The following is a 24097-nucleotide window of genomic DNA, read 5'->3' on the forward strand; positions in this document are numbered from 1 at the left end:
CCTCAACCGTTGCCACGGATGGCCGCCAGCAGCGCGTCGCGGCCGAACGGCTTCTGCAACTGGACCGCGATGCCGGGTGCCGCCGTAGGCAACTCCGAATAACCACTCGCCAGCACGACGCGAAGCCCCGGCCGGATCGTGGCCAGCCGGGCGGCCAGCTCGGACCCTGTCATCCCGGGCATCGCATGGTCGGTCACGACGGCCACGAGCTCGTCGATCGTTTCCAGCCGGCGCAGCGCTTCATTGGCCGAGGCGGCGCCGCGGGCATCGTACCCGGCGTAATTGAGCATCTCGACCGCGGTGGAGAGGACGAGCGGATCGTCGTCGACCACCAGGATCACCGGCAGCGGACCTTTAACGTCGACAGCCTGCCGGTTTACGCGGCGGGGCTCGGTGGGCGTGGACACCGGCAAGGCCGTCGCTTCCGACGGCGCCACGGGAAGGTAGATCGAGACGGTCGTGCCGGCGTCGCCGCTTTCGAGCTGCAGGGCCCCACCGGACTGCTGGACGATGCCGTGCACCATCGACAGGCCGAGACCGGTGCCCTTGCCGACGCCCTTCGTGGTGAAGAAAGGCTCCGTCGCCCGGGCGAGCGTCGTGGCGTCCATGCCCGAGCCGTTGTCGGCGATCGACAGACGCACGTAATCACCCGGCGCCAGGTGCAACAGATGCGCTGTACCGATCGCCTCCGTGGCCGCCTGGATGGAAATGATTCCGCCTTCCCCCATCGCATCGCGCGCGTTCACGCAAAGATTGAGGACACACAGCTCGAGCTGATTGATGTCGCCCATGACATCCGGAAGAGCCAGTGGAAAGCGGACCTCGATCGCGATGGATGGGCCGAGCGAGGTCCGCAGCAGATCCGACATCCCCGAGACCAACGTGACGACATTGACCGGCTCGAGATGGAGTTGCTGGCGACGCGCAAAGGCCAGCATGCGCTGCGTCAGGCTGACGCCGCGGCGCACGCCGGTCAGCGCGTTTCCTACGAGCCGGTTGAGCCGTTCGGGCAGCTCGGCGTGATCGCGCATCAGCTCCAGGTTGCCCTGCACGGCCATCAACAGATTGTTGAAATCGTGCGCCACGCCGCCGGTCAGCTGGCCCACCGCTTCGAGTTTCTGTGACTGGAAAAGCGCTTCGCGCGCCTGTTCCAATGCCTGCGCGGAAGCACGCCGTTCGGTGACATCGCGGGTGACTTTCGCGAAGCCGATGAGCTTGCCGGTGTCGTCTGTAATCCGGTCGATCACCACATGCGCCCAGAATCGGCTGCCGTCCTTGCGCAACCGCCAGCCCTCGGTCTCGATCCGTCCCTCGCGCGCCACGGCTTCGAGGTTGGTGGTCGGTTCACCACGCGCGACATCGTCGGGGGTGAAGAATGCCGAGTAATGCCGCCCGATGACTTCCTCGGGCGCGTATCCCTTGATTCGTTCCGCCCCCGAGTTCCAGCTCGTTATGTGGCCGCCAGGGTCGAGCATGTAGATGGCGTAGTCGGCAACGCCCTGGACCAGCACGCGGAATTGCTCCTGACTGCGCCTGAGTTCTTCGTCGAGTCGCTTGCGCTCCGTGCGGTCGCGCATCACGACGCCAAAGCCCAGCGGCGTATCGCCGTCACGCACAGGGTCGATGAGGATCTGCGCCCAGAATCGGGAGCCGTCCTTGCGCAGCAGCCAGCCATCGAGCTCGCTGCGCCCTTCGCGAAGCGCCGTATCGAGCAGGGCCTCCGGCGCACCCGTCCCATTGTCCTCGCCCGAGAACAGCAAGGAAAACGGCTGGCCGATCATGTCGGCGGCGGAATATCCGGTCGCGTGCAGCGCGCCGGCGTTCCAGGTCGCCACCGCCCCACCCGGCTCGAGCCAGAAAATGGCGTAATCGGAGATGCCTTCGACCAGACGACGGTAGGCGGAATCATCCATGCGTGCGGAGTCTCGGTGCGTGTTCATGCGTCAAGGTACTGCCTCTGGCCTGGCGCTCCGTGAAGTGGCCTTCACACGACGAGCGCCGTCGCTCAGTCCTCTTCGGGATCGACGGGGGCGACGTCCATGCCGTCATAGGCACCCAGGCCATGCGCGGCGGCAAAGGCGTAGAGCTCGCCGTTGCGCTGGTCCAGGCTGTCGGGCGTATGCACTTCGATCTTTTCGACGTGCAGCATCCATAGGTCGGCGTCGCCCGGCTCGTCCTTGTCGGCCAGGAAGACGTCGACGAATCGATAGCCGTCCTGCTCGAGAGCGGGGGCCACGGCGCGCAGCTTGTCCGCCGATGCGTCGGTGAAGAAGTAGCCCCAGATCAGCGGCGCAGACAGGTCCCAGTCCGTATTGTCGGCAATCTGTTCGAACATCAACTCGAGCTGTTTTTTCTCGATCACGGCGTCGTCCCATTGAGAATGGCCCGCAGGATACTGCGGCGGCGACTTTTTTGTATCCGAACGTATCCGTGGAATCGCCGGATACAGAGTGTTTCAAAACCGCAGCGGCAGGTGCAATCAAGCCCGGGCGGGCGGCGTTATCGTCGTTCTCCAGACCACAGGAGAGTCGACGATGTCGGATGCACTCGATCAAAAGCGCCGGAAATTCATGGGCGCCGCCGCGCTGGGTGTCGCCCTGGCCCCCCTCGGGCTGGCGACCCTCGCCAGCGCCAGGCCTGCCGCTGCCGCGCGGCCTTCATCCGGTGCCGCCGATACGCCGGGGGCGCCGGGCACGTCGGCGACCTCGTTCCGTGCGATCAAGCAGGTGAAGGCGGGTGTGCTCGACATCGGCTATGCCGAAGACGGTCCGGCGAAGGGCCCGGTGGTCATCCTCGTTCACGGCTGGCCGTACGACATCTACAGCTTCGTGGATGTCGCACCGATCCTCGCCGCCGCGGGATACCGGGTGATCGTGCCGTACCTCCGTGGCTACGGCAGCACCACCTTCCTCTCGGCGGACACGCCGCGTAATGGCCAGCAGGCCGCGATCGCCTCCGACATCATCGCCTTGATGGACGCGCTGAAGATCAAGAAAGCCATCCTTGCCGGCTTCGACTGGGGTGCGCGCACGGTCAACATCATGGCGGCGCTATGGCCCGAGCGGTGCAAGGCGATGGTCTCGGTCAGTGGCTATCTCATCGGCAGCCAGGAAGGGAACAAGAAGCCACTGCCGCCGAAGGCCGAGCTGCAGTGGTGGTACCAGTACTACTTCACCACCGAGCGCGGCCGCGACGGTTATGCCCAGCACACCCACGACTTCGTCCACCTGATCTGGGAGCAGGCCTCGCCCCAGTGGCATTTCGACGATGCCACCTTCGAACGATCCGCACCCGCGTTCACCAATCCCGACCATGTGGCGATAACCATCCACAACTATCGCTGGCGTCTGGGCCTTGCCGAAGGCGAAGCGAAGTACGACGCGCTGGAAGCCAAGCTCGCCACCTTCCCGACGATCGGGGTGCCGACGATCACCATGGAAGGCGATGCCAACGGCGCACCGCATCCGGATCCGGCCAATTACGCGAAGAAGTTCACCGGCAAGTACGAGCACCGGCTGATCACGGGTGGCATCGGACACAACCTGCCACAGGAAGCCCCCCAGGCCTTCGCCAAGGCAATCATCGACGTTGAAAAGCTGTGATGAAGCCCGTCTATCTTGCCGTGCCCGCCGCGACCCTGCTGTTGGTAGCCGTATGGATGGCTGGATCATCCGCGCGGGCCGGGGAGAAGCCAAAATCGGCGTCTCCTATCTACGGCGTGACCATTCCCGACGGCTACCGGCAGTGGGAACTGATCGCGCCGGCGATCGAAGCGGATCCACTCAATGAGATCCGCTCCGTCCTGGGTAACCGCAAGGCGATCGAGGCTTACCGCAGCGGTAACCTGCCCTTTCCCGACGGTACGGTCCTGGTCAAGCTCGCGTGGAAGAAAGCGCCATCCCCCGAGTTCGCGCCGGCGACCATCCCCGGTGAGGCGACCACGGTACAGGTGATGGTCAAGGACTCGAAGAAGTATGCCGCCACCGGTGGATGGGGATTCGGCCGGTTCGTCCATGGGCAGGCGGTCGATGAAGCACAACACCGGACGTGCTTTGCCTGCCATCAGGCGCGCGTCCGCGATCACGATTTCGTGTTCACGAGATACGCCAGGTGAGTCGCGAGGCATCACGATCTCAACGTAAGTCGACTTCGTCCTCCAGCCGCTCCACGCGTACGGCCAGCTTGTTTTCGCGCAGGGCGAAGGCCGAGTGGCCCTGCTCCAGGTCGCCCACGGCCACGCGCTCACGTGTGGCCGTGGCGTTCGGTTCCGCCTTGTAGACGGCCACATCGAACACGACGGGCGAGAGGCTGGTGACCCTGACCTTCAGGGCGTCGGGGCTTTCGGCATCCGTCACGCTGCGACCGCCTTGTTGCGACGTCGAATAGACCAGCCCCTCTGAGTCCACCATGACCACCATGACCCGGTACGGTCTATCGTCGTACGTCGCCGTGACGACGAAGGTCTTCACGAAGGCGACGGTCCGGGCCGTATAGGGAACCGGTGGAATGAGTTCGTCGGCGATCGGCGCGACGCGCGGGGTGGTCCGGGGGATATCGAGGATCGACGTGCCCGGTACGCTGGCGTGTACGGCAATCACGGCGCCCGCGGCACTGACTGCACCGGGGGGCGCGGCGATCGCCGTCGCCGCTGGCACGAGCAGAGCCACCATCGGGAGCCACGCGGCGCGCATGCTCGTCTATCCTCACCTCGACATCCATCGTCATTAAGCGCCGTGCGGCAAGCAGGTTCCATCCGTAGTTGTACGCACAACCGGCCAATCGCCCTAGAATGTGCGCCCCCACCGATTCCGCCGCTCAAAGCGGTGTGAGGAGCCACCTTGTCGCACTATGCCGGCCCGCTTTTGACCCTGCCGCTCGCCCAGGCGCTGCTTGGCGCGCGCGATAGCGGGGTCGCCGAGTGGACGGCGTCGATGGACCTGGGCCGCGCCGAGGCGCCGGTGACGTTGCGGACCGATACCTGGCAGTGGCAGGGCCAGGCTTACCCCTATCCGGGCAAGCTCAAGGACCGCACCATCTACTTCTGGGATGGCGAGGATTTTTCGTCGGTGTCGCAATTCTCGGGCTCGCTGATCAAGCTGGTGCCGACACCCTGGGGCGCGCCGACCTTCGAGATCGACGGCATCAAGATGTTACCTACGTCGAAGGAGTCGCCCTTCGAAGACGCGCGCCGAAAAGTCGCCCTAGTCGAGCCTCGCGGCAAGGTCGTGCTCGACACCTGTGGTGGCCTGGGTTACTTCGCCGCCTGCTGTCTCGAGGGTGGCGTGGCGCGGATCCTTTCGTTCGAAAAGAACGAAGACGTGCTCTGGCTGCGCACGCTGAACCCGTGGTCGCCGGACCCGGACGCCGCATCCAGCGAGGGCCGCCTTAGCCTGACGCACGGTGACGTGTCGCAGGCGATCACGGCGATTCCAGACGCCTCCGTCGACGCCTTGCTGCACGACCCGCCGCGCTTCGGCATCGCCGGCGAGCTCTACTCGCAGGTGTTCTACAACGAACTGGCCCGTACCCTCCGCCGCGGCGGCCGCTTGTTCCACTACACCGGCAGCCCGAACAAGCTGACCAGCGGCCGGGACGTGCCGCGCGAGGTGGCCAAACGGCTGGAGAAAGCAGGCTTCAAGACGGAGCTGGCGCTGGACGGCGTGCTCGCCGTCCGCCGATAAGGTCGCATCGGATTACGGCGAGGCCGGCCGCCTCGCCTCGATCAACATGCCGACACGCTCCCTGTCGGCCGACGTCGCCGGCGTGTAGATGATCAGACCCAGCTCGGGCCGACCATCGACGGCGAACGACGAATACTCCAGCGTGAGTTCGCCCACCAGCGGATGCGCGAACTGCTTGCTGCCTTCGCCGTAACTCTGCAGGTCGTAATCGTTCCAGATGGTTTCGAACTCGGGACTGAGCGCCATGAGTTCGTCCACGAAACCCTTGACCCTGTCGGTCGCACCCAGTCGTGCGGTATCGGCGCGAAAGGCGGCGACGGCGAAACGCGCGTGCGCTTCCCAGTGCCGTGTCTTGCTCCGCACACGATCGCTGGCAAACAGCAGCTTCAGCACGTTGCGTCGTTCCGGCGGCAGCGTACCGTAGTCGGTAAGCACGGCCGCGGCCGCCGCGTTCCAGCCGACGATGTCCCATTGCGCGGTTTTCACGATGGCCGGACTGAACTCGAGCGAATCCAGTACGCGCTGCAGCTGCGGCGTGATGGCGTCGGACGACTGGTAGACCACTTCGGGCGGACGGTTCTGTGCCAGCAGGAACAGATGCTCACGCTCGACCGCCGTCAGCGCGAGCGCAGTGGCGAGGCGATTGAGCACTTCGTTGGACGGCGCGCCACCCCGCCCCTGCTCCAGCCATGTGTACCAGGTGGCACTCACGTTCGCCCGCAACGCCACTTCTTCACGTCGCAGGCCAGGCGTGCGCCGCCGCGTGGTGGGAATACCGAAAGCAGCAGGATCGAGCTTGGCGCGACGGTCCTTGAGGTAACTGCCGAGCGGATTGTCTGGCGACATACTCATGGCACGATTATGTGCCTGTCGGCTGGTCTTTTGTAGGAGCCGGCTGCGCCGGCGCACCCCTCAGGGCACGGCTATCGCGAGTGAGGCCTTGTGTCGGATCGGGCGGGCGGTTGACCGCTCGCCTCACCACCCGGCCTCACTCGCTTGTTCGATGCGCTGAGGGTTCGCCGCTGAAGCGGCTCCTACGACATCCCGCGAGCCTCAGCCCGACGTTGCTGATACGGATAAAAGCGGTTCTCGCGCAACTCGTGCTCGATGCGCTCCAGGCTCTTGCCGTTGGTCTCCGGCACGAGGTAGTAAATGAACACCAACGCGAACAACGAAATCACCGCATACAGCCAGAACGTATGTGCCGCACCGAGCCAGGTCACCAGCGACAGCGTCGTCAGGGTGACGATCAGGTCGAAGAACCAGTGGCTGAAAGCGCCCAGGCTGGCGCCCTTCCCGCGCACGAACAACGGATACACCTCGGAGTTGATCAGCCAGATGCAGACGCCGAAGCCACCGCAGTTGAGCATCAGGTAGGCGGCCAGGCAGGCGACCACCGCCCAGCGACTGACGTCCGTCGTCGGGCCCGCGCCTTCGAACAGGTAGCCCATCACGGCGAGCGCGACGATCGAACCGGGAATCATCCAGAGCAGGTAATTGCGGCGACCGATGCGGTCGACCAGGAAGCTGCCAAAGACGGTCATGATGACGACAAGGATGGTGCTGCCGCCCGTGGCCAGCACGGCGACCTTGTCGGAAAACCCGGCCTTGGTCAGGATGGTCGGTGCGTAGTAAATCAGCGCGTTGTTGCCGGTGATCTGCGAGAACATCGAGATGCTCGCACCGACGATCACGGCCGGGCGGATCCACGGTTTGAAGAGGTCCTTCCACGTGCCGACCTCCTGGTTCTGCGTCACCGTCTGGATCTCGGCGACTTCAGATGCAGCCGCGGCATGCGTGCCACGGACGCGCTCGAGCACGGCGATGGCTTCCTTCTGGCGTTCTTTCACGACCAGCCAGCGCGGGCTTTCCGGTAGTACCAGCATGCCCAGGAGCAGGATGATCGCGGGCACGACGCCGAGGCCGAACATCCAGCGCCAGTGCTCGCCGAGGACGAAACCGGTGAAGTACGCGATGGTGATGCCGAACACCACCATGAACTGGAACAGCACCACCATCTTGCCGCGGTGCTGCGGCGGTGCCACCTCGGCGATGTACACCGGGATGATCTGGGTGGAACTGCCCGCGGAGAGACCAAGCAGGAAGCGCGAGGCGATCAGCAGCTCTACATTCGGCGACATCGCCGAGGCGATCGAGCCCAGCGCGAAAAGCACGCCGACGAAGACGACCATGCGCTTGCGGCCAAAGCGATCGGAGAGTGGCCCGGTGCCGAGGCAGCCGAACAGCGCGCCGAAGATGATCGCGCCGGTGACCAGCTGCTTGGCGGTGTCGTCGAGCGCGAATTGCCGACCCAGTCCAAGGAGCGCGACGCCGATGATGCCGGTGTCGTAACCGAACAACAGGCCGCCAAGCGCGGCTACCACGGCGATGCCTACCACCAGCCCCAGATGCGGCGTGGCCGCTGCGGGGCTATCCATCGTGTCACTCAGACTGCGCATGTTTCGTCTCCAGCTCGATGCGGGCGCGGAAGTCGGCGCGACCAGCGGTCGCGGCGATCAGCCGGGCATTCGGCTCGTCGGTGTTTTCAATCCAGTCGAGCGCGTCTTCCCGGCTGCGTCCGAAGCGCATGTGGCGCTCCAGTAACTGGGCCTTGCGTTGCGCGCCGTCCACGTCGACGTACCAGGCCTGGTCGAGGAGGCCGTGGACCTCGGACCAGGGGCCTTCGTCGAAAAGAAGGTAATTGCCCTCGGTGATCACGAGCCGCACGTCGGATGCGACCGGAATCTCGCCCGCCACGGCTTCCTCGATCTCTCGATGAAAGGCGGGAGCATAGACGGTTTCGCCAGGACGTGGACTTCGGAGCCGTCGCAGCATGGCGACGTAGCCGAAGCCGTCGAAGGTGTCGTGCGCGCCCTTGCGGTCGGCACGCTCCAGCCGCTTCAGCTCGGCGTTGGCCAGGTGGAAGCCGTCCATCGGAACGATGACGGCGGCCCTGCCGAGGTGGGCGGCCAACTGCGCCGCCAGAGTGGACTTTCCTGCTCCGGGGGCTCCGGCGATGCCGAGAATCCGGCGACCTCCGCGTGCCATAAGCGCTTCCACGCGCTCGCGAACCTTTGTGTCGATCATGCTCTCACCAGCGAATACCTGCCGAGAAAGCTAACGGTCGTCATGTTATGTGTGCATGAAATCCGGCCGTCGTTTTTCACCGCGTCGATTAAGATTCCTTCATGTCCGCTTTATCCTTGCAGGACGAAGTGTCTGGACATTGCCCGGCCTGTGGTCCGCAAAAGGCGACGGCATATAGGTGCCATCCCTTCTCGCGATGGCCAAGCCCATGAGTACGCAATCCCTGCCGAACACCGCTCCCCCTGCCAAAGGAGGCTGGCTGGCGGTCGCCGCCGTGACCCTGGCGGCGTTCGCCTTTGTCACCACCGAGTTCCTGCCGATCGGGCTGCTGCCGCAGATCACGCGCGAGCTTCACCTCAAGACCGGTATCGGCGGCCTGATGGTCACGACGACGGGTCTGGTCGCTGCGATCGCGGCACCACTGACCACGCTCCTGGCCGGTCGCGTCGATCGCCGCCGGGTGCTGCTGCTCCTTTCGGTCCTGCTCATGGCCGCCAACATCGTCGCCGCGTCGGCGACGGGCTTCGCCACCATGCTGATCGCGCGTGCACTGCTCGGCATCGCGCTGGGTGGCTTCTGGGCCGTGGCCCTGGCTGCTGCCGGCCGCCTCGTGCGGCCCGAGCAGGCCGCCCTGGCCACCGCGACGATGTTCGCCGGCATCACCTTCGCCACGATCATCGGCGTGCCGCTGGGCACCCTGATCGGCAGCGTGGCGTCGTGGCGTTACGCCTTCCTCGCCACGGGCGCACTTGTCCTCGTCGCCCTCATCGCGCAGTTCTTCCTGCTGCCCCGCCTGCCTTCGGATACGGTGGTGAAGACGACGGACTTCGGTACGTTGCTGCGTCGACCCAGCTCACGCCTCAGCCTGATCATGATGGCAGTGGTGATCGCCGCCCACTTCACGGCGTATACGTATATCGCGCCCTTCCTGATCGAGCGCGCGGGCTTCGACGAGCACGGCATCACCGCCGTCTTGCTTGGCTTCGGCGTGGTGGGCTTCATCGGTAATTTCGTCGCCCCGAAGGCGATTGCGAAAGACCTGCGCGGATCGCTGGCCGGCACGATGCTGCTGCTCGGCGCGACGATCTTTGCACTGCCGCTGCTGGGCATGTCGCACATCGCCGCGAGCGCGGACATCCTGCTCTGGGGCATGGCTTATGGCGCCCTGCCGGTTGCATTGAGCGTATGGGTGTCCCGTTACGCCGGCGACCATCCGGAAGCCAGTTCGGCGCTGTTCGTCATGACCTACCAGCTCGCCATCGCGGCTGGATCCTTCGTCGGTGGCCGCGTGGTGGACAGTGCCGGCGTGGTGCCCGCGCTGGTCGTCGGCGGTGTTGCCGTTGTCGTGGCGCTGGGGCTGCTGTTCGGCTTCGGCGGGCACAAGCCCGCCCTGGCCTACTAAACCAACATGCCGCCAGATACCTCGATGCGCTGACCGCTGATCCAGCGGTTGGCGTCCGACAGCAGGGACGCGATCATCGCACCGAGGTCGTCGGGCAGGCCCACCCGGCCCAGCGCGGTCATGCTGGCGACACGCTGGGCGATTTCAGGGGTATCGCGCACCATGCCACCGCTGAAGTCCGTGGCGACGGCGCCCGGTGCGACAGTATTCACGGCGATGCCGCGCGGACCGAGCTCGGCCGCCATGTAACGCGTCAGGACTTCCACGGCGCCCTTCATCGCGCCGTAAGCGGAGCTGCCAGGCATCGAGACGCGCGCAAGACCGGACGAGATGTTGATGATGCGTCCACCATCGTTGATGAGCGGCAGCAGCTTTTGCGTGAGCAGGTACACGCCCTTGAAGTGGACGTTGTAGATGCCATCCAGCTCATCCTCGGTGGTCTGATCGAAAGCCTTGTGCAACGACTGGCCGGCGTTGTTCACCAGGTAGTCGAACCGCTCCGCGCCGAGTTCCGTGATCGCCGTCTTCGCACGTGCGACGAAAGCGTCGAACGAGGCGGCGACACCGGTGTCCAGGGGCAGCGGGATGGCGCGCCGACCCTGCGCCTCGACGGCGGCGACCACCTTGTTCGCTTCTGCCTGATTCTCGCGATAGGTGAAGATGCTATCGACGCCGCTGGCGGCCAGATGAAGCACGGTGCTGCGACCGATGCCGCGGCTGCCGCCGGTGACGATGGCGATCTTGTTAGCGTTTTCGTTGGTCACGATGTGTCCTCGGGAGTGTGGGGGCCTGCACGGAAGATAGGCCTCCAACGCCTCGGACTGAATGCGTGAACTCGCTGCATTCTTGCCTGATCCTGCCAGCGGGACTAGCATGAGGCTCATGACTTCCGAACTGATCCAGGCCCTGCTCCGCCACACGGATAAGCAGGAAACCTATGGACCGACCCTGACGAGCGTGCCGGGCATGGTGCTGCTGCGCTCGGATCACGAAAGGCCGCCGGCCCACCTGATTTTCAAGCCCGCCCTATGCATCGTGGTGCAAGGCGCGAAGTGGGCCGTGTTCGGTGACCAGCACATGGACTACCGCGCTGGCCAGGCCTTGATCGTCAGCGTGGAAACGCCCGCGCTCGGGCGCGTCGCGCAAGCCAGTCCGACCGAACCCTTCCTCGGCATCATCATCGAATTCGATCTGGCGATCATGCGCGACGTGGCCGACACGCTGGGCACGCCGGCACCCGGCGGCGACGGTCCGCGTTCGGGTGTCTTCGTCACCGATTTCGACGGCCCACTCGCCGACTGCACCTTGCGCCTGGTGCGCCTGATGGATACGCCCCAGGCCATTGCGCTGCTGTACCCGTCGATCATGCGCGAAATCGCCTACTGGTTGCTCAGCGGCCCACACCGGGTCGAAGTGGCCCGCATGGTCTTGGCGAACACGCACGCGCATCGCGTTATCGCCGCCATCCATCGGCTACGCGATCGCTTTACGGAGCCTATGCGCATCGACGATCTGGCGGCCAGTGCGCAGATGAGCGCGTCGGCCTTCCATCGCCAGTTTCGCCAGCTCACGTCGATGACGCCACTGCAATACCAGAAGCAGATGCGTCTGCTCGAAGCCCGGCGACTGATGGTCGGCGAAGCCGTCAGCGCCGAAGCGGCCGCCTTCGCCGTGGGCTATGAAAGCGCCTCGCAGTTCAGTCGTGAATATTCGCGGATGTTCGGTCTTCCCCCGCGGCGGGACGCGAAGCTGCTGCAACAGGCTTGAGCCCCCGCTTCAGCGGCACGTCCTTCATCCACCAGGCCAGCACGAACGCGATGGCGATGACGCCCGCGGCGACGTGGTAAACCGTGTGCAGCGACGCGCCGAAGGCGTGCAGGTAGCGGGCGTGGATGTCCGGCGGCAGCTTGGCGACGGCATCGGGCCCGAACGAACGCGGCGAGCCCGCGCCCGGCGTCATGAAATCGGCCGTACGCGACTGCAGGCCATGGGTGAAGATCGTGCCGAACACGGAGACGCCGATCGAACCGCCAATGGAGCGGAACATGGTGACACCCGATGTCGCGACGCCCATGATCTTCATGTCGACGCTGTTCTGTGTGGCCAGGATCAGCACCTGCAGCACCATACCAAGGCCAAGGCCGAGCAGACCCGCGTAAGCATAGATCAGCGCGATCGGGCTTTCGTCCTCGAGCGTACCCAGCAGGAGAAGCGCGATCGTCGCGATGCATGTGCCGACGATCGGGAACATGCGATAGCGCCCGATCCTGCTGATCACGCGACCACTGACGATCGAGCTGACCAGTACGCCGCCCATCAGGGGCAACAATTGCAGGCCCGCGCCGGTCGGCGAAACGCCCTTCACCACCTGCAGGTACAGCGGCAGGAAGGTGGTCGAACCGAACAACGCCGCGCCGACGAAAAAGCCGATCAGGCAGCTGAGCAGGAAGGTGCGATGGCGAAAGAGTCCGAGCGGGATGATCGGTTCCTCGGCGATGGTTTCCTCGTAGATGAAACCGGCGACGCCGACCACGGCGAACGCGAGGATGAACCACAGCTCGGCCGCGTTCCACGGCAGCAACGTGCCACCCTCGGTTGTGAACAGGATCAGGCAGCTGAGCGACAAGGCGAGCCAGCCGGCGCCCCAGTAATCGATCTTGTGCTTCACGTGGCGCACGTGCGGATGGAACACCGCGGCGATCACTACCAGCGACAGGATGCCCAGCGGCAGGTTCACGTAGAAGATCCAGCGCCAGGATAAGTGGTCGACCATGAAGCCGCCGATCAGCGGACCGATCACGGTCGCCAACCCGTACACCCCGCCGAACAGTCCCTGGAACTTGCCCCGGTCCGCCGGAGGAATCACGTCGCCGATCGCCGCCATGGTAATCACCAGCAGACCGCCGCCGCCCAGGCCCTGCAGCGCGCGCATGAGGATCAGCTGGGTCATGTCCTGCGCGAGCCCGCAAAGCACGGAGCCGACCAGGAAGATGACGATCGCCGTTTGCAGGACGATCTTGCGACCGAACAGATCGCCGAACTTGCCGTACAGCGGCACCACCACGGTGGATGTCAGCAAGTACGAGGTAACCACCCAGGACAGCTGGTTGAGGCCGCCAAGGTCGCCGACGATGGTCGGCAGCGCGGTGGAGACGATGGTCTGGTCGAGGGCGGCCAGGAGCATCACCAGCATCAGCGCGGGGAACAGCAGCCGCAACGAGGGCGGCGCCGGCTGGGACGGCGGGGGCGCTGCCGTCGGGAGCACGGCATCGGGCGTTTGGGCCGGTTGCTCAAGCGTTTCAGTGCTCACGAGGAGTGACCTGACAATTAATTAAGTGGTGAGTTAATATATGTCCACCTCGGGATCGGCGTCAAATCCGCCCCTGTCGTGGTATCCATGCGCCACAGAGTCCAAGGTAGAAAAACGTGGTCGAACCAACCCTCCGCCGAGGCCGCCGCCCAGGCCGCCCGCCCGCACAGCCCGATGGCCCCGATCAACGGCAGCGTCTCGTCGGCATCGCCCTGGAGCTATTCGCGCGCCAGGGCTACGCCGAGACCACCCTGGCCGCGATCGCCCGCGCCGCCGGCATGACGCCCGCGGCCGTGCATTACTACTTCAAGACCCGAGACGAACTGTTCGACGTGCTCTTCGACGAGCGCATCGCGCCGATGCGCCGGCATATCGAAGGGATCTTCCTGGAGAACGCCAACGACCCCGTCGCCGCGTTCACCACGCTTGCCGAACGCTTCGTCGAACTGGCGGCGGAAAGCCCGTGGATTGGTCCGGTGTTCTTCGGCGAGATGCTCCGCGAGGACGATCTGTTCAAGCAGCACATCCACCGGCGCTTCAGCGAAAGCCGCCAGGTCACGGTCCTGGACACGATGCGGCGCTGGCAGGACGAGGGTCTGCTCGGCAAGGACCTGGATCCGGCGCTGATCATCGGTTCGGTGCTCAGCCTGACGGTGCTGCCGATGACCGCATCGCGCAAATGGCGCGACGATCCGCTGCGCAATCACATCGGCCCGGAGCAGATCGTCCGACACGCCCTCGCCCTGCTCCGCCACGGCGTCGGTCCGGCCAAGGCGTAGAATGTCGGGTTTACGCGTGGAGCGACCCCCTTGGCCTTCCCCTTTTCCCTGGTCATCTTCGACCTCGACGGCACGCTGGTGGATAGCGCGGCCGACATTGCCGAATCGGTCAACCGCACGCTGAGCGACTGGAAACTGCCCACCTACGATGTCGGGCAGATCATCGAATGGATCGGCGAAGGCTCGCGTAAGCTCATCACCTACGCCTTCCGCCACGCTGGTAGCGAGGTCGACATCGACGAAGTAATGCCGGGTTTCCTCGTCCACTACGCCGAAACCGCGCTGGATGCCATCGCTTACGACGGCGTGGTCGATACGCTTGCCGCGCTGCACGCGCAGGGCGTGAAGCTCGCCGTGTGCACGAACAAGAACGAGGAATTCGTCCGCCCCCTGCTCGAGGCGCGTGGGATGCTTCCGTACATCGACGGCATCGTCGGCGGCAACACCTTGCCCGAGCGCAAGCCCAGCGGCGTACCCCTGCTGCACCTGGCCAAGGAGGCGGGCGTCGCAGCGAGTGAGACGCTCATGGTCGGCGATTCGGAGAGCGACATGCTTGCCGCGCGCGATGCCGGACTGCCCTTCGTGATGGTCAGCTACGGCTATCGCAAGTCGCTCGATCTCCACGCGATCGGCGCGCTCGCTGTCATCGACCGGATGCCCGACCTGCTCGCTATCGGTAGCTCTCGATAGCCGCCTTGATCAGGGCGACATCGTCCTGGATGCCATAGTCCGGCGGCGCCGAATAACCAAAACGCGTGACCACCAGATGGGCCGACGGCACGATGTAGATACGCTGGCCCATCGTTCCGCTGGCAAAGAAGCCGTCCTTGGGAAAGCCGCCTTCGACCCGCCACCGGGCGGTCTGGCTGGGTCCGTCGTTGGTCCAGAAGCCGGCGCCGTAAGGCGCGCCGAGTGTGGATGCGCGCGACCAGCCCACCCATCCCTGCGGAAGCAGTCGCTCGCCGGTCGGAGCGACGCCATCGTTCAGATACAGCAGGCCGAACTTCGCATAGTCGCGCGCGCTGGCGTAGACGTAGGTCGAGCCGATGAACGTGCCCTTCCCGTCGAACTCCATGGTGACATCGTGCATCCCCAGTCGGCGGAACAGCCGGTTTCGGGCGTAGTCGCGCACGCCCGAGGCACCGCCGCCGATCAGTTCGCCGATCTTCCGGTCGAGCAGCACGGTGTCAGCCGAGGTGTATTCGAAGGTCTTGCCGGGTGCCTCTTTCGCAGGTTGCGCGGCGGCGAAACCGGCCATGTCCGCGTGCAGGAACTCCATTTGAGCGACAGGACTGAAGGCCGATTCGGCTTCTTCGGCGGCCAGCCCGCTACGCATGCGCATGAGATCCTCGACGGTGATCGTCGCGCGCGGATCGCCGGGCGCACGCCACTCGGGGGCATCCAGCGGCTGCTCGACGCGCAGCTTGCCTTCGCTGACGAGCATACCGAGCAGCGCATTGGTGAAGGACTTCGCCACGGAGAAACTAAGCAAGGGGGTGTGCGTGTCGAAACCATCGGCGTAGCGCTCGGCAACGACCAGACCATCCTTGACCACGACCACCGCCTTCACATGTTTTGCCGGCTCACCGGCGCGCTCGGCGAAGACGCGATCGAGCGCCGCCACCATCGCCGGTTTGCGCGCGGTGACCGCCTCGTCCGGCGCGAAGTCATCGTCGAAGGGTGTCGCTGGGGTCACCGTGGAGGGCTCTGCCGACAGGGGCACGTTGCCCGGCAGGTCGAGACGGCAACCGTAGCCGCGAGTGAAGGACGCGCGGGCCAGTGAACGCAGCGGGCTCGACACCTCGACGCTCTGTGTCTGCGGCGAGACATGCACGGTGAGCAGGCGACCGGCCACACCGCCGATCATCGGCACGACCAGTTCGTCGTAGGTGCGACCCGGATCCTGATGGCCTATGAAGGTCATCGAGCAGACATGGTGCGCAGCCACGCCTGCTGCGACACGAAGGGCCTGGTCCGGACGGAACACGGCCCACGCGCTGGCCAGGGCGACGGCAACGATGCCTCCGACGATCAATGTTCGCTTACCCATGGCCATCCCCTCTGGTTTTACGCAGTCTGCACGTCGCCGGGGCGATACGGGCCACACACGGGGACGAAAACCCGCGATCCGGGGACGAGTCAGATCTCGAGCGCCAGGCCGGGTGGCAGCTGGTCGAGGTAGCGACGAGTCCAGGTGACCCGGGCGCCATCGCGCAACAGCAGGCGCTGCTCCCCTTCGGGCCAGGGCTTCAACTCGCGAATCGCATCCAGCCGGACGACCGTCGATCGATTGATCCGGACGAAGTGCGCAGGCGACAGACGGGCCTGCATGGCATCCAGCGTGCCACGCAAGCGGCGCGGCGTGCCTTCCACGTAGACATCGATGTAATTGCGGTCCGACTCGATGCGGTCGATGCGATCGACATGCACCAGCTCCGCACTATCGCCGGTCGGAAGCAGCAGGCGTTCCACGTAATGCGCCGGTGGCGGCAAGGCATCCAGCAGGCCGTCCATGCGAACGCCCAGGCTCGCCGAAGGCACCAGCAGCTTGCGCAGCCGCGCGACGAGACGGTCGAAACGCTGGGGTCCCACGGGCTTCAGCAGATAGTCGAACGCATGCACGTCGAACGCCCGCACGGCGTGGGTGTCATGCGCCGTCACGAAGACGATCTCCGCCGGCAAGGGTTCGCCCAGTGCCTGCAACACGGCGAAGCCGTCCATGCCGGGCATGCTGATGTCGAGGAAGACCACGTCCGGGCGACATCGCCGGATCAGGTCGATGGCCGCGATGCCATCGCTCGCCTCACCCACCCACTCCAGACCCTCTGCCGTCGCGAGGTAACGACGTAACTTGGCCCGTGCGGGCGCTTCGTCATCGACGACCACCGTACGCAGGCTCATGCCGCCGCCCAGCGCCGCGCGGGCAGCCATACGGTAACCACGGAGCCACCGCCGACCGCCGCATCGCGGCTCACGCCGGCATCGTCGCCGTAGAGATGACGCAGGCGGGCATCCACATTGGCGAAGCCAATGCCATGGCCCGGACGCGACGTACCGCCACCGAAGTCGCGAATGCGCAGGGTCAGCCTGCCCGCTTCGCGCCTGGCGTCGACGGCCACACGCCGGCCATCGCCACCGCCACCATGCTCGATGGCGTTTTCGACCAGCGGTTGCAGGATCAGGAAGGGTACGTGGAGATCGTCGAGTGCCGCATCGCCCTCGACTTGCGCATCCAGCCCGCTACCGAAACGCGCGCGCTGGATATCCAGGTACAGCGAAAGCAGCTGCCATTCGTCGGCCAGCCGATGCTCCTGCGCAGTCGCCGAGAGAGTCGCACGCAGCAACTCGCCGATGCGCGAGAGCATCTCATCGGCCACCTGCGGCCGCTCGTACATGAGTTCCGAGACGGCATTGAGCGTGTTGAACAGAAAGTGTGGATTCAGCTGCAGGCGCAAGGCTTCCAGGCGGGCGTCCGACAGCGCCGATTCCAGTTGCGCGGCACGCAGTTCCCTGGCCTGCCCCTCGCGGTAGCGATCGACCAGCCACAGGCCAAGCGCGATCACCGCGTAGAAGAACAGCTGGGTCGGCATCTCCATCAGGTAACGCCATCCGGTCGGCATCGCGGCAAAGCGCGCGAAACCCGCCAGGGGAAATACCAGCAATCGCAAACCCAGCATCAGGCTGGTCTGCGCCAGGGACAGCGAGAGGAACAGCCCGAGATGCGAGAGAACGCGTGCCGGTGCCGAAGTCATGCGGGCGATACGGCGTAGCACGACGAACAGCACAGGCAGAAAAACGCCGAAGCTCAACGAACCGGTGAGTTCGTCGATCAGCTTCGGCGTAAACAACGATGGCACGTGATTGGCGATATCGACGAGATACCGGTTCGTCGCCCTGAGTAAACCGATGGCCACCAGCAAGGCGATCCACAGGATCGCCGCATAGCCCCTCTTCCCTGTCTTCATGTCGAGGCCCCCCAGCCTGTCTTGCGTGCCGGCCCTTATACCAGAGCCGGCACGCCAGGCGGGATCAGGCAGCGCGCCGGGGGAGGACCCAATCCGGACGGATGAAATGGCAGGTGTAACCGTTCGGATACTTCTCCAGGTAGTCCTGGTGCTCCGGCTCGGCCTCCCAGAACGGGCCTGCCGGCGCCAGTTCGGTCACCGCCTTACCCGGCCACAGACCCGACGCGTTGACGTCCGCGATGGTGTCTTCGGCGACGGCTTTCTGCTCGTCGTCGAGGTAGAAGATGGCCGAACGATAGCTTTCGCCCCGGTCGTTTCCTTGCCGATTCAGCGTAGTCGGATCGTGGATCTGGAAGAAGAACTCCAGGATCTTCCGGTAGCTGATCCGGGCCGGATCGAACTCGATCTCGATCGCCTCGGCGTGGCTGCCGTGATTGCGGTAGGTCGCATTGGGCACGTCACCGCCCGAATAGCCCACGCGCGTGGCAATGACGCCCGGCTGCTTGCGGATCAGGTCCTGCATGCCCCAGAAGCAACCGCCGGCGAGAATGGCGCGCGAACTCATAGGACACCTCCGGTTTCGCTGTCGAACATGTGGATGTACTGGCCGTAGCCTTCCTTCTCGAGATCGGCCACGGGGATGAAACGCAGCGACGCCGAGTTGATGCAGTAGCGCAGGCCGCCCTGGTCGCGCGGACCGTCAGGGAAGACATGACCCAGATGGCTGTCACCGTTGGCCGAACGCACTTCGGTGCGGTTCATGCCGTGGGTGATGTCGAGCTTCTCCTCGACATGATCGGCCTCGAGCGGGCGCGTGAAGCTGGGCCAGCCACAGCCGCTGTCGAACTTGTCGAACGACGAGAACAGGGGCTCACCCGAAACGATATCGACGTAGATACCCGGCTCCTTGTTGTCGTTGAATGCATTGTGGAACGGACGCTCGGTGCCGCTCTGCTGGGTCACCCGGAACTGTTCGGGCGTCAACTTGGCAATGGCTTCGGGCGTCTTGCGGTAGTCGGACATGGGGACCTCCTGAGGGACGAAGATCGGGGGCTGCAGGCCAGGTGCGGGCCCGCTCCACCGCTCGTTCCATAATGCGGTCGAACACACCGGAAACAATAGGAAGGGCTTGCCCTGGCCCGCTGCCGCGGGATCGCCGATGAATCGGCTCCTACACAGAGCTGCCCTGACCTTGTGGGAGCCGATTCATCGGCGATCGGGTGCTCGCGGTAACCTGACCGAGAAGCGGGCACCGCCGCCGGGGGCGTCGAGGACGCCGATCTCGCCGCCGTGCCGCGCGACGATCTCCTGGACCAGGTGCAGCCCGAGCCCCGCGCCCACGCTGCTTGGTCGCAGACGATAGAACGGCGTGAATACCCGGGCCCGCTCGGCTTCGGGAATGCCCGGGCCTTCATCGCTGATCTCGAACACACCAGCCTCCGTCACCACGACATGGATCAGGCCCTTGCCGCCGGCATGGGCGATGGCGTTCTGGATCAGGTTGGTGATCGCACGAGACAGGGAAAGACGGTCTCCCATCACCACAACAGCGTGATCGGGCGCGTCCATGGCCAGTTCGTAGCCCGCGTCCAGCACCAGCGGCGCCACGTCCGCACTGACCTCACGGACAAGGGTCACCAGGTCCAGCGGTTCGAACTCGGTGACCTGTTTGCCCAGCCGTTGGAGGTCGAGCAACTGCTCGGCGATGTTGGCCAGACGGGCCAGGTCGGTCAGCAGGCGGCTGCGGGCGTCGCCCGGCGGCAACGTATCGAGTCGGGCTTCGAGGATCGCGATGGGCGCGCGTAACTCGTGCGCGGCATCGGTCAGGAAGCGGTCGCGCGCGTCGTAGCCTTCGCCAAGCCGCTCCAGCGCAAGGTTGAAGGCACGTACCAGCGGCTGCAGCTCACGCGGCACCGCCCCATCTTCAAGCTGGGCGCCGCGCTCGTCGATGTTGATTCGCTGCGCCTGGTCGGCCACCTTGCCGACGCCGGCCATCGAACGATGAATGAGCCACGGCACGGCGATCAGGGTGACCAGGACCAGCGGCAAGCCGATCCGCGTGCCGAGGTAGACCGAAATCTTGACGAAGACGCGTCCGAGGCCGACCAGCGGTGCACCACCGACGATGACGTGGAGGCGACCGTAGGCGGTGTTCTCGACGACCACGCGCATGGCCAGTTCATAGGGCGCGCTCGTCGTATGCACCTCGGAAGACTGCAGCGTGGCGAGCGACGCCACCAGCGAGCGATACGCATCCGGGACGGCGCCATGACTGAGCCGATGACCTTGCTCGTCGGTGATCACGAACCACAGCCGCGGCGCAGCGTCGAGCTCTTTGCTCAGACAGTCTCCGGCGCGCAATCGCATGGTCCCCTCGTCGACGGTCACGGCACGTGCGATGCCGCGCGCCAGGTCTTCATCGATATAGGCTGCCCGCGTGTCGAGAATGCTCCAGGTCAACGCCGCGATCGTCGCGACCAGGATCACGATCTGCAGCACGCTGAGCCGGACGCCCAGCTGGACAGTGAGCGACTTAGCGTGCCTGCCCATCGCGAACCTCCCGGAGCAGGTAACCGACACCGCGGATCACATGGATCTCCACGCTCGCGCTCGCTTCGACGAGGGCACGGCGCAGCTTGGACACGTGGGCATCCAGCGCATTGGACTGGATCGCATCGTCGAAACCGTACACCGCTTCCTGCAGGACCTCTCGCTGCACCGTTCGCCCGTGGCGGTACGCCAGCGTCTCGAGCAACAACAACTGGCGGCGCTGCAAGCGCAGGGGCTGGCCATCCACCAGGGCTTCGCGCGCAGTGAAGTCGAAGCAGAGATTGCCCACCGTCGCGAGTGGCAAGGCGATCTTCGCGGGGCGACGCGAAATCGCCCGGATGCGTGCGAGCAGCTCTTCGATCGCGAAGGGTTTGACCAGATAGTCGTCCGCGCCCAGATCGAGGCCATCGATGCGATCGGCGAGCGAACCCCGCGCCGTGAGCATGATCACCGGCAGGTCGGCATGCGTCGCCCGTGCCTTGATCAACAGGGTCGCGCCATCACCGTCCGGCAGTTGCCGGTCGAGCAGGAGCAGATCGTGCACCTTGCATTGCAGGGCCTCGGTGGCGTGCGCGATATCCGGCGCGATATCCACCAGCATGCCGTGCCGATGCAGGCCGGCCTGCAGCGCAGCGGCCATCTCCGGCTCGTCTTCCACCAGCAGTATGCGCATGTGCCCTCCCGAAGGGGCGCGATCCTAACACGCGCTAAACGCCTATCCGGCCACGCAATGTTGGGGCAATGTCCGCTCCCCACCATCCGCGGCCTATCGTCCCCACGAGTGTCCCCGCATGTCGGTAATCCGTTCGCGCTCCGCCTCCCTGCTTGCCCTGATCGCCGGATTCGGCCTGTCTGGCGCCGTTTCCGCCCAATCCGCAGACGAGCGCGCGCCGGGCTGGAGCCTCGGAGTCGGTGCCGCCTGGGCACCCAGTCCCTACCGCAACTACGACAACAAGGCCCTGCCCCTGCCCGTCGTCAGCTACGAAGGCAAATCCTTCTACTTCCGTGGCACTTCGGCGGGTTACAAGCTGCTCTCGACGCGCACCGACGAGCTCTCGATCCTGGTTTCGCCCTTCGCCAACCGTTTCCGCCACCAGGACACCGACGATGCTCGCCTTCGCCAGTTGTCCAACCGCAACATCTCTGGCATGGCCGGCGTGGCATGGCGGCACACCGCTGACTGGGGCGTCATCTCGACCAGCGCGCAGAAGGAATTCACCGGCCACGGCGGCGGTACCCTGCTCGATGCCGGGTACAGCTATCCGCTGCGCAAAGGCGCGGTCACCTTCATTCCGACAGTGGGCGTCGCGCGCAGCAACAGCGCGCTCAACGACTATTACTACGGGGTGAGCGGTCGCGAGGCCCTGCGCAGCGGCCTGTCCGCTTATCACGCCGACAGCGGAACGGCGCCTTACGTCAACCTCATGGCGATCTATCGCCTGTCGCCGTCGTGGGTCGCCTCCGGCGGCATGCGCTACACGATCCTGCCGGACGCGGTGACCGACAGCCCCATGGTCAGTGCCGACCATACCCGCAGCTTCTTCGTTTCCCTCAGCCACGTGTTCTGAGCGATGGGCAAACGGATCATGCGACGGATAGCGGACCTGGCCTACGGCATCGAGCCCGACCGCCAGGCGGTCTGGGACTGGCTCCTGCTCACCCCCATCAAGGAGCTGGGCGGGCGCACGGCGGTCGAAGTGGCACTCGCCGGTGACGGCGAGCAGGTGATTTCCCTGCTCGAGGCCGTGGCCGCCGGCGAACGTAACCGGTAGCGCGCAGCGACTCGTGCATCATCGATGGCTGTGGCATGTAGGCATCCCGACAGGGATGCGGCGCATACTATGCGTCGACAACATCCATGCATCGGTGGCGATGTGACACGGACAAGCTCTCTACACGGGCTGGATTGGGCGGGTGTCCTCGACGAGGAAGGGCCGCGCTACCTGCAGGTGGTGCGCTTCATGGAACGGGCGATCACCGATGGACGCCTGCGTCCCGGGGACCGTTTGCCGCCTCAACGCCAGCTCGCCACCGCGCTTGGCATGGATCTGACCACGGTAACCCGGGCCTACGCCGAAGCGCGCGAGCGCAAGCTCCTGCACGCGAAGGGCGCGATGGGGAGCTTCGTATCGGCGCCCCGTTTCGACACCGCGCAGGTCGTCGACCTGGGCATGAACATCCCGCCCCCACCCCAGGGCATCGACTTCACCGCCCTGCTCAAGCGCGGCGTCGACCAGGTACTGACCCATACCGACTCGCACCTCCTGATGAGTTACCACCCTGGCGGTGGCAGTCAAGCGGATCGCTCTGCGGGTGTGACGTGGCTCACCCCGATGCTCGGACGGCTCGATGACGCGCGGGTGGTGACCTGTCCCGGCGCGCAGGCGGCCCTCGCCGCGCTGATCCTCGCCCTGAGCGATGCGGGCGACACGGTACTGGTCGAACCGGTGTTGTACCCGGGCATGATCAGCGCCGCGGCGCATCTCGGCCGGCGCCTGGTCACCGTCGACAGCGATGCCGAGGGCATGCTCCCCGATGCCCTGGCGAACGCAGCCATCGCGCATCGCGCTCGCGCCGTCTATCTCAACCCGACCCTGCGCAACCCGACCGCGACGAGCATGCCGTTGGCGCGCCGCGAACAGATCGTCGCCATGGCGCGAAAGCACGATCTGCGCATCATCGAGGACGACCCCTACTGGCCGCTGTGTGAAGCCGCCGCACCGCCGCTGGCGCGCCTTGCACCGGAACGGACGTATTACATCGCGACCCTGTCCAAGGCGCTGACGCCGGGCCTGCGTACGGCGTACGTCGTGACGCCGGATGCCCCCGCACGTTCCGCCTTCCTCAGCCGCCTGCGCGCCGTCACGCTGATGTCGATGCCGGTGATGACTTCACTGGCGACGCAATGGATCCACGACGGTACGGCCGCACGGCTCCTTGCCGGCGTGCGGGCGGAAGCCGCGGAACGGCAGACGATGGCAATGCGGATCCTTCGTCCCGCAGGCACGGCCATGCCTACGGAGGCTACGCCGACCGAAGGCATTCATCTGTGGCTGCCCTTGCCGGGCCGCTGGACAGCGCGATCGCTGACGATGACCGCGCGCCTGGAAGGCCTCGCGGTCACGCCATCGGACGCCTTCTCTCCCGGCCCGCCGCAGGAGCAGGCCATCCGTATTTCACTGGGCGGCGTGAAGGATCGCATGCGCCTGAAGCAGGGCCTCGATCGGTTGATGCAGGTGATGGAGGCGGGGGATCCGAGCGTGGATGCCGTGGTGATCTAAGAGCATCGCCGATGAATCGGCTCCCACAGAAAGCGCCGCTCC

General features: G+C 65.5%; 25 protein-coding genes. 10 read left to right on the forward strand and 15 right to left on the reverse strand.

The genetic code is table 11. The annotated features are described in order from the left end of the window. Positions 1-2: 2 nt before the first annotated feature. A complete protein-coding gene (locus tag BJI69_RS18585; RefSeq protein ID WP_211258495.1) occupies positions 3-1913 on the reverse strand; it encodes a hybrid sensor histidine kinase/response regulator in 1911 nt (636 codons plus the stop codon). A 92-nt stretch (positions 1914-2005) separates the two neighbouring features. Beyond that, positions 2006-2362 (reverse strand): ribonuclease E inhibitor RraB, encoded by a 357-nt coding sequence (locus tag BJI69_RS18590; protein ID WP_244465265.1) that lies wholly within the window; start codon positions 2360-2362, stop codon positions 2006-2008. Between the two features lie 172 nt (positions 2363-2534). Here BJI69_RS18590 and BJI69_RS18595 point away from each other — a divergent pair, with 172 nt between their 5' ends. Together BJI69_RS18595 and BJI69_RS18600 are read left to right on the forward strand one after the other, a co-directional pair. Continuing rightward, the gene (locus tag BJI69_RS18595) at positions 2535-3602 is read left to right on the forward strand and encodes an alpha/beta fold hydrolase (RefSeq protein WP_046967630.1); all 1068 of its coding nucleotides are present in this window, start codon (positions 2535-2537) and stop codon (positions 3600-3602) included. After that, entirely contained in the window at positions 3602-4114 is a 513-nt protein-coding gene (locus tag BJI69_RS18600; protein WP_046967629.1) for a cytochrome P460 family protein, read from the forward strand. Before BJI69_RS18595 ends, BJI69_RS18600 begins: the two co-directional genes overlap by 1 nt. A gap of 19 nt (positions 4115-4133) precedes the next feature. Here BJI69_RS18600 and BJI69_RS18605 read toward each other — a convergent pair whose 3' ends face one another. After that, on the reverse strand, positions 4134-4691 hold the full coding sequence (locus BJI69_RS18605; RefSeq protein WP_046967628.1) for a hypothetical protein: 558 nt from the start codon (positions 4689-4691) through the stop codon (positions 4134-4136). Between the two features lie 147 nt (positions 4692-4838). Between BJI69_RS18605 and BJI69_RS18610 the strand changes: the two genes are divergently transcribed. Continuing rightward, positions 4839-5681 (forward strand): class I SAM-dependent methyltransferase, encoded by an 843-nt coding sequence (locus BJI69_RS18610; protein WP_046967627.1) that lies wholly within the window; start codon positions 4839-4841, stop codon positions 5679-5681. A gap of 12 nt (positions 5682-5693) precedes the next feature. Here the strand turns inward: BJI69_RS18610 and BJI69_RS18615 are convergent, their stop codons facing one another. The 3 genes from BJI69_RS18615 to BJI69_RS18625 form a co-directional block, all read right to left on the reverse strand. Continuing rightward, positions 5694-6533, reverse strand: a complete 840-nt coding sequence (locus BJI69_RS18615) for a helix-turn-helix transcriptional regulator (RefSeq protein ID WP_046967626.1) — start codon at positions 6531-6533, stop codon at positions 5694-5696. A 182-nt stretch (positions 6534-6715) separates the two neighbouring features. Then, a complete protein-coding gene (locus BJI69_RS18620; protein WP_046967625.1) occupies positions 6716-8140 on the reverse strand; it encodes a sugar porter family MFS transporter in 1425 nt (474 codons plus the stop codon). Next, a complete protein-coding gene (locus BJI69_RS18625) occupies positions 8124-8741 on the reverse strand; it encodes a nucleoside/nucleotide kinase family protein (protein WP_244890694.1) in 618 nt (205 codons plus the stop codon). The genes BJI69_RS18620 and BJI69_RS18625 overlap by 17 nt, the downstream gene beginning before the upstream one ends. A gap of 235 nt (positions 8742-8976) precedes the next feature. Between BJI69_RS18625 and BJI69_RS18630 the strand changes: the two genes are divergently transcribed. Continuing rightward, a complete protein-coding gene (locus BJI69_RS18630) occupies positions 8977-10170 on the forward strand; it encodes an MFS transporter (protein WP_046967788.1) in 1194 nt (397 codons plus the stop codon). Here BJI69_RS18630 and BJI69_RS18635 read toward each other — a convergent pair. Next, positions 10167-10934 carry an SDR family NAD(P)-dependent oxidoreductase gene (locus BJI69_RS18635; RefSeq protein ID WP_046967623.1) on the reverse strand — a complete coding sequence of 256 codons (768 nt, stop codon included), beginning with the start codon at positions 10932-10934 and terminating at the stop codon, positions 10167-10169. The two genes, BJI69_RS18630 and BJI69_RS18635, sit on opposite strands and share 4 nt — an antisense overlap. A 118-nt stretch (positions 10935-11052) precedes the next feature. Here BJI69_RS18635 and BJI69_RS18640 point away from each other — a divergent pair, with 118 nt between their 5' ends. Then, positions 11053-11937 carry an AraC family transcriptional regulator gene (locus tag BJI69_RS18640; protein WP_046967622.1) on the forward strand — a complete coding sequence of 295 codons (885 nt, stop codon included), beginning with the start codon at positions 11053-11055 and terminating at the stop codon, positions 11935-11937. Here BJI69_RS18640 and BJI69_RS18645 read toward each other — a convergent pair. Continuing rightward, entirely contained in the window at positions 11867-13480 is a 1614-nt protein-coding gene (locus BJI69_RS18645; RefSeq protein ID WP_211258493.1) for an MDR family MFS transporter, read from the reverse strand. The two genes, BJI69_RS18640 and BJI69_RS18645, sit on opposite strands and share 71 nt — an antisense overlap. A gap of 116 nt (positions 13481-13596) precedes the next feature. Between BJI69_RS18645 and BJI69_RS18650 the strand changes: the two genes are divergently transcribed. Together BJI69_RS18650 and gph are read left to right on the forward strand one after the other, a co-directional pair. Beyond that, on the forward strand, positions 13597-14259 hold the full coding sequence (locus tag BJI69_RS18650) for a TetR/AcrR family transcriptional regulator (RefSeq protein ID WP_046967621.1): 663 nt from the start codon (positions 13597-13599) through the stop codon (positions 14257-14259). Between the two features lie 30 nt (positions 14260-14289). Beyond that, on the forward strand, positions 14290-14949 hold the full coding sequence (gph, locus tag BJI69_RS18655; protein ID WP_046967620.1) for a phosphoglycolate phosphatase: 660 nt from the start codon (positions 14290-14292) through the stop codon (positions 14947-14949). On the opposite strand, the gene BJI69_RS18660 is transcribed toward gph, so the two are convergent. The 7 genes from BJI69_RS18660 to BJI69_RS18690 form a co-directional block, all read right to left on the reverse strand. Further along, on the reverse strand, positions 14930-16309 hold the full coding sequence (locus tag BJI69_RS18660; protein WP_052767170.1) for a serine hydrolase domain-containing protein: 1380 nt from the start codon (positions 16307-16309) through the stop codon (positions 14930-14932). The genes gph and BJI69_RS18660 overlap by 20 nt on opposite strands. 89 nt (positions 16310-16398) lie before the next feature. Continuing rightward, positions 16399-17190 (reverse strand): LytR/AlgR family response regulator transcription factor, encoded by a 792-nt coding sequence (locus BJI69_RS18665; RefSeq protein ID WP_052767169.1) that lies wholly within the window; start codon positions 17188-17190, stop codon positions 16399-16401. Continuing rightward, a complete protein-coding gene (locus BJI69_RS18670) occupies positions 17157-18224 on the reverse strand; it encodes a sensor histidine kinase (protein ID WP_052767168.1) in 1068 nt (355 codons plus the stop codon). The genes BJI69_RS18665 and BJI69_RS18670 overlap by 34 nt, the downstream gene beginning before the upstream one ends. A gap of 64 nt (positions 18225-18288) precedes the next feature. After that, complete coding sequence (msrA, locus tag BJI69_RS18675; protein ID WP_046967619.1) at positions 18289-18789, reverse strand: peptide-methionine (S)-S-oxide reductase MsrA; 501 nt, start codon at positions 18787-18789, stop codon at positions 18289-18291. Further along, positions 18786-19247: a peptide-methionine (R)-S-oxide reductase MsrB gene (gene msrB, locus BJI69_RS18680; protein ID WP_046967618.1), complete on the reverse strand. Its 462-nt coding sequence runs from the start codon at positions 19245-19247 to the stop codon at positions 18786-18788. The genes msrA and msrB overlap by 4 nt, the downstream gene beginning before the upstream one ends. Positions 19248-19430: 183 nt before the next feature. Continuing rightward, positions 19431-20774, reverse strand: coding sequence for a sensor histidine kinase (locus BJI69_RS18685; protein ID WP_046969083.1), 1344 nt, complete (start codon positions 20772-20774; stop codon positions 19431-19433). Beyond that, positions 20758-21447: a response regulator gene (locus tag BJI69_RS18690; protein WP_046969082.1), complete on the reverse strand. Its 690-nt coding sequence runs from the start codon at positions 21445-21447 to the stop codon at positions 20758-20760. The genes BJI69_RS18685 and BJI69_RS18690 overlap by 17 nt, the downstream gene beginning before the upstream one ends. A gap of 118 nt (positions 21448-21565) precedes the next feature. On the opposite strand from BJI69_RS18690, the gene BJI69_RS18695 reads away from it, so the two are divergent. The 3 genes from BJI69_RS18695 (at position 21566) to BJI69_RS18705 (ending at position 24055) form a co-directional block, all read left to right on the forward strand. Then, positions 21566-22342, forward strand: a complete 777-nt coding sequence (locus tag BJI69_RS18695; RefSeq protein ID WP_078023334.1) for a MipA/OmpV family protein — start codon at positions 21566-21568, stop codon at positions 22340-22342. 18 nt (positions 22343-22360) lie between these two features. Then, positions 22361-22546, forward strand: a complete 186-nt coding sequence (locus tag BJI69_RS18700; protein ID WP_125903115.1) for an antitoxin Xre/MbcA/ParS toxin-binding domain-containing protein — start codon at positions 22361-22363, stop codon at positions 22544-22546. 102 nt (positions 22547-22648) lie between these two features. Then, positions 22649-24055 carry an aminotransferase-like domain-containing protein gene (locus BJI69_RS18705; RefSeq protein WP_244465331.1) on the forward strand — a complete coding sequence of 469 codons (1407 nt, stop codon included), beginning with the start codon at positions 22649-22651 and terminating at the stop codon, positions 24053-24055. The last annotated feature ends 42 nt before the right edge of the window (positions 24056-24097 follow it).

Source organism: Luteibacter rhizovicinus DSM 16549, from assembly GCF_001887595.1.
Lineage (GTDB): Bacteria > Pseudomonadota > Gammaproteobacteria > Xanthomonadales > Rhodanobacteraceae > Luteibacter > Luteibacter rhizovicinus.

What these genes read in the sequence shown, in the direction of transcription:
- BJI69_RS18585 (WP_211258495.1), bottom strand. Translation starts at nt 1,913, where the DNA reads ATGGATGATTCCGCCTACCGTCGTCTGGTCGAAGGCATCTCCGATTAC.
- BJI69_RS18595 (WP_046967630.1), top strand. Translation starts at nt 2,535, where the DNA reads ATGTCGGATGCACTCGATCAAAAGCGCCGGAAATTCATGGGCGCCGCC.
- BJI69_RS18600 (WP_046967629.1), top strand. Translation starts at nt 3,602, where the DNA reads ATGAAGCCCGTCTATCTTGCCGTGCCCGCCGCGACCCTGCTGTTGGTA.
- BJI69_RS18605 (WP_046967628.1), bottom strand. Translation starts at nt 4,691, where the DNA reads ATGCGCGCCGCGTGGCTCCCGATGGTGGCTCTGCTCGTGCCAGCGGCG.
- BJI69_RS18615 (WP_046967626.1), bottom strand. Translation starts at nt 6,533, where the DNA reads ATGAGTATGTCGCCAGACAATCCGCTCGGCAGTTACCTCAAGGACCGT.
- BJI69_RS18620 (WP_046967625.1), bottom strand. Translation starts at nt 8,140, where the DNA reads ATGCGCAGTCTGAGTGACACGATGGATAGCCCCGCAGCGGCCACGCCG.
- BJI69_RS18630 (WP_046967788.1), top strand. Translation starts at nt 8,977, where the DNA reads ATGAGTACGCAATCCCTGCCGAACACCGCTCCCCCTGCCAAAGGAGGC.
- BJI69_RS18640 (WP_046967622.1), top strand. Translation starts at nt 11,053, where the DNA reads ATGACTTCCGAACTGATCCAGGCCCTGCTCCGCCACACGGATAAGCAG.
- BJI69_RS18660 (WP_052767170.1), bottom strand. Translation starts at nt 16,309, where the DNA reads ATGGGTAAGCGAACATTGATCGTCGGAGGCATCGTTGCCGTCGCCCTG.
- BJI69_RS18665 (WP_052767169.1), bottom strand. Translation starts at nt 17,190, where the DNA reads ATGGCTGCCCGCGCGGCGCTGGGCGGCGGCATGAGCCTGCGTACGGTG.
- BJI69_RS18670 (WP_052767168.1), bottom strand. Translation starts at nt 18,224, where the DNA reads ATGAAGACAGGGAAGAGGGGCTATGCGGCGATCCTGTGGATCGCCTTG.
- msrA (WP_046967619.1), bottom strand. Translation starts at nt 18,789, where the DNA reads ATGAGTTCGCGCGCCATTCTCGCCGGCGGTTGCTTCTGGGGCATGCAG.
- msrB (WP_046967618.1), bottom strand. Translation starts at nt 19,247, where the DNA reads ATGTCCGACTACCGCAAGACGCCCGAAGCCATTGCCAAGTTGACGCCC.
- BJI69_RS18685 (WP_046969083.1), bottom strand. Translation starts at nt 20,774, where the DNA reads ATGGGCAGGCACGCTAAGTCGCTCACTGTCCAGCTGGGCGTCCGGCTC.
- BJI69_RS18690 (WP_046969082.1), bottom strand. Translation starts at nt 21,447, where the DNA reads ATGCGCATACTGCTGGTGGAAGACGAGCCGGAGATGGCCGCTGCGCTG.
- BJI69_RS18695 (WP_078023334.1), top strand. Translation starts at nt 21,566, where the DNA reads ATGTCGGTAATCCGTTCGCGCTCCGCCTCCCTGCTTGCCCTGATCGCC.
- BJI69_RS18700 (WP_125903115.1), top strand. Translation starts at nt 22,361, where the DNA reads ATGCGACGGATAGCGGACCTGGCCTACGGCATCGAGCCCGACCGCCAG.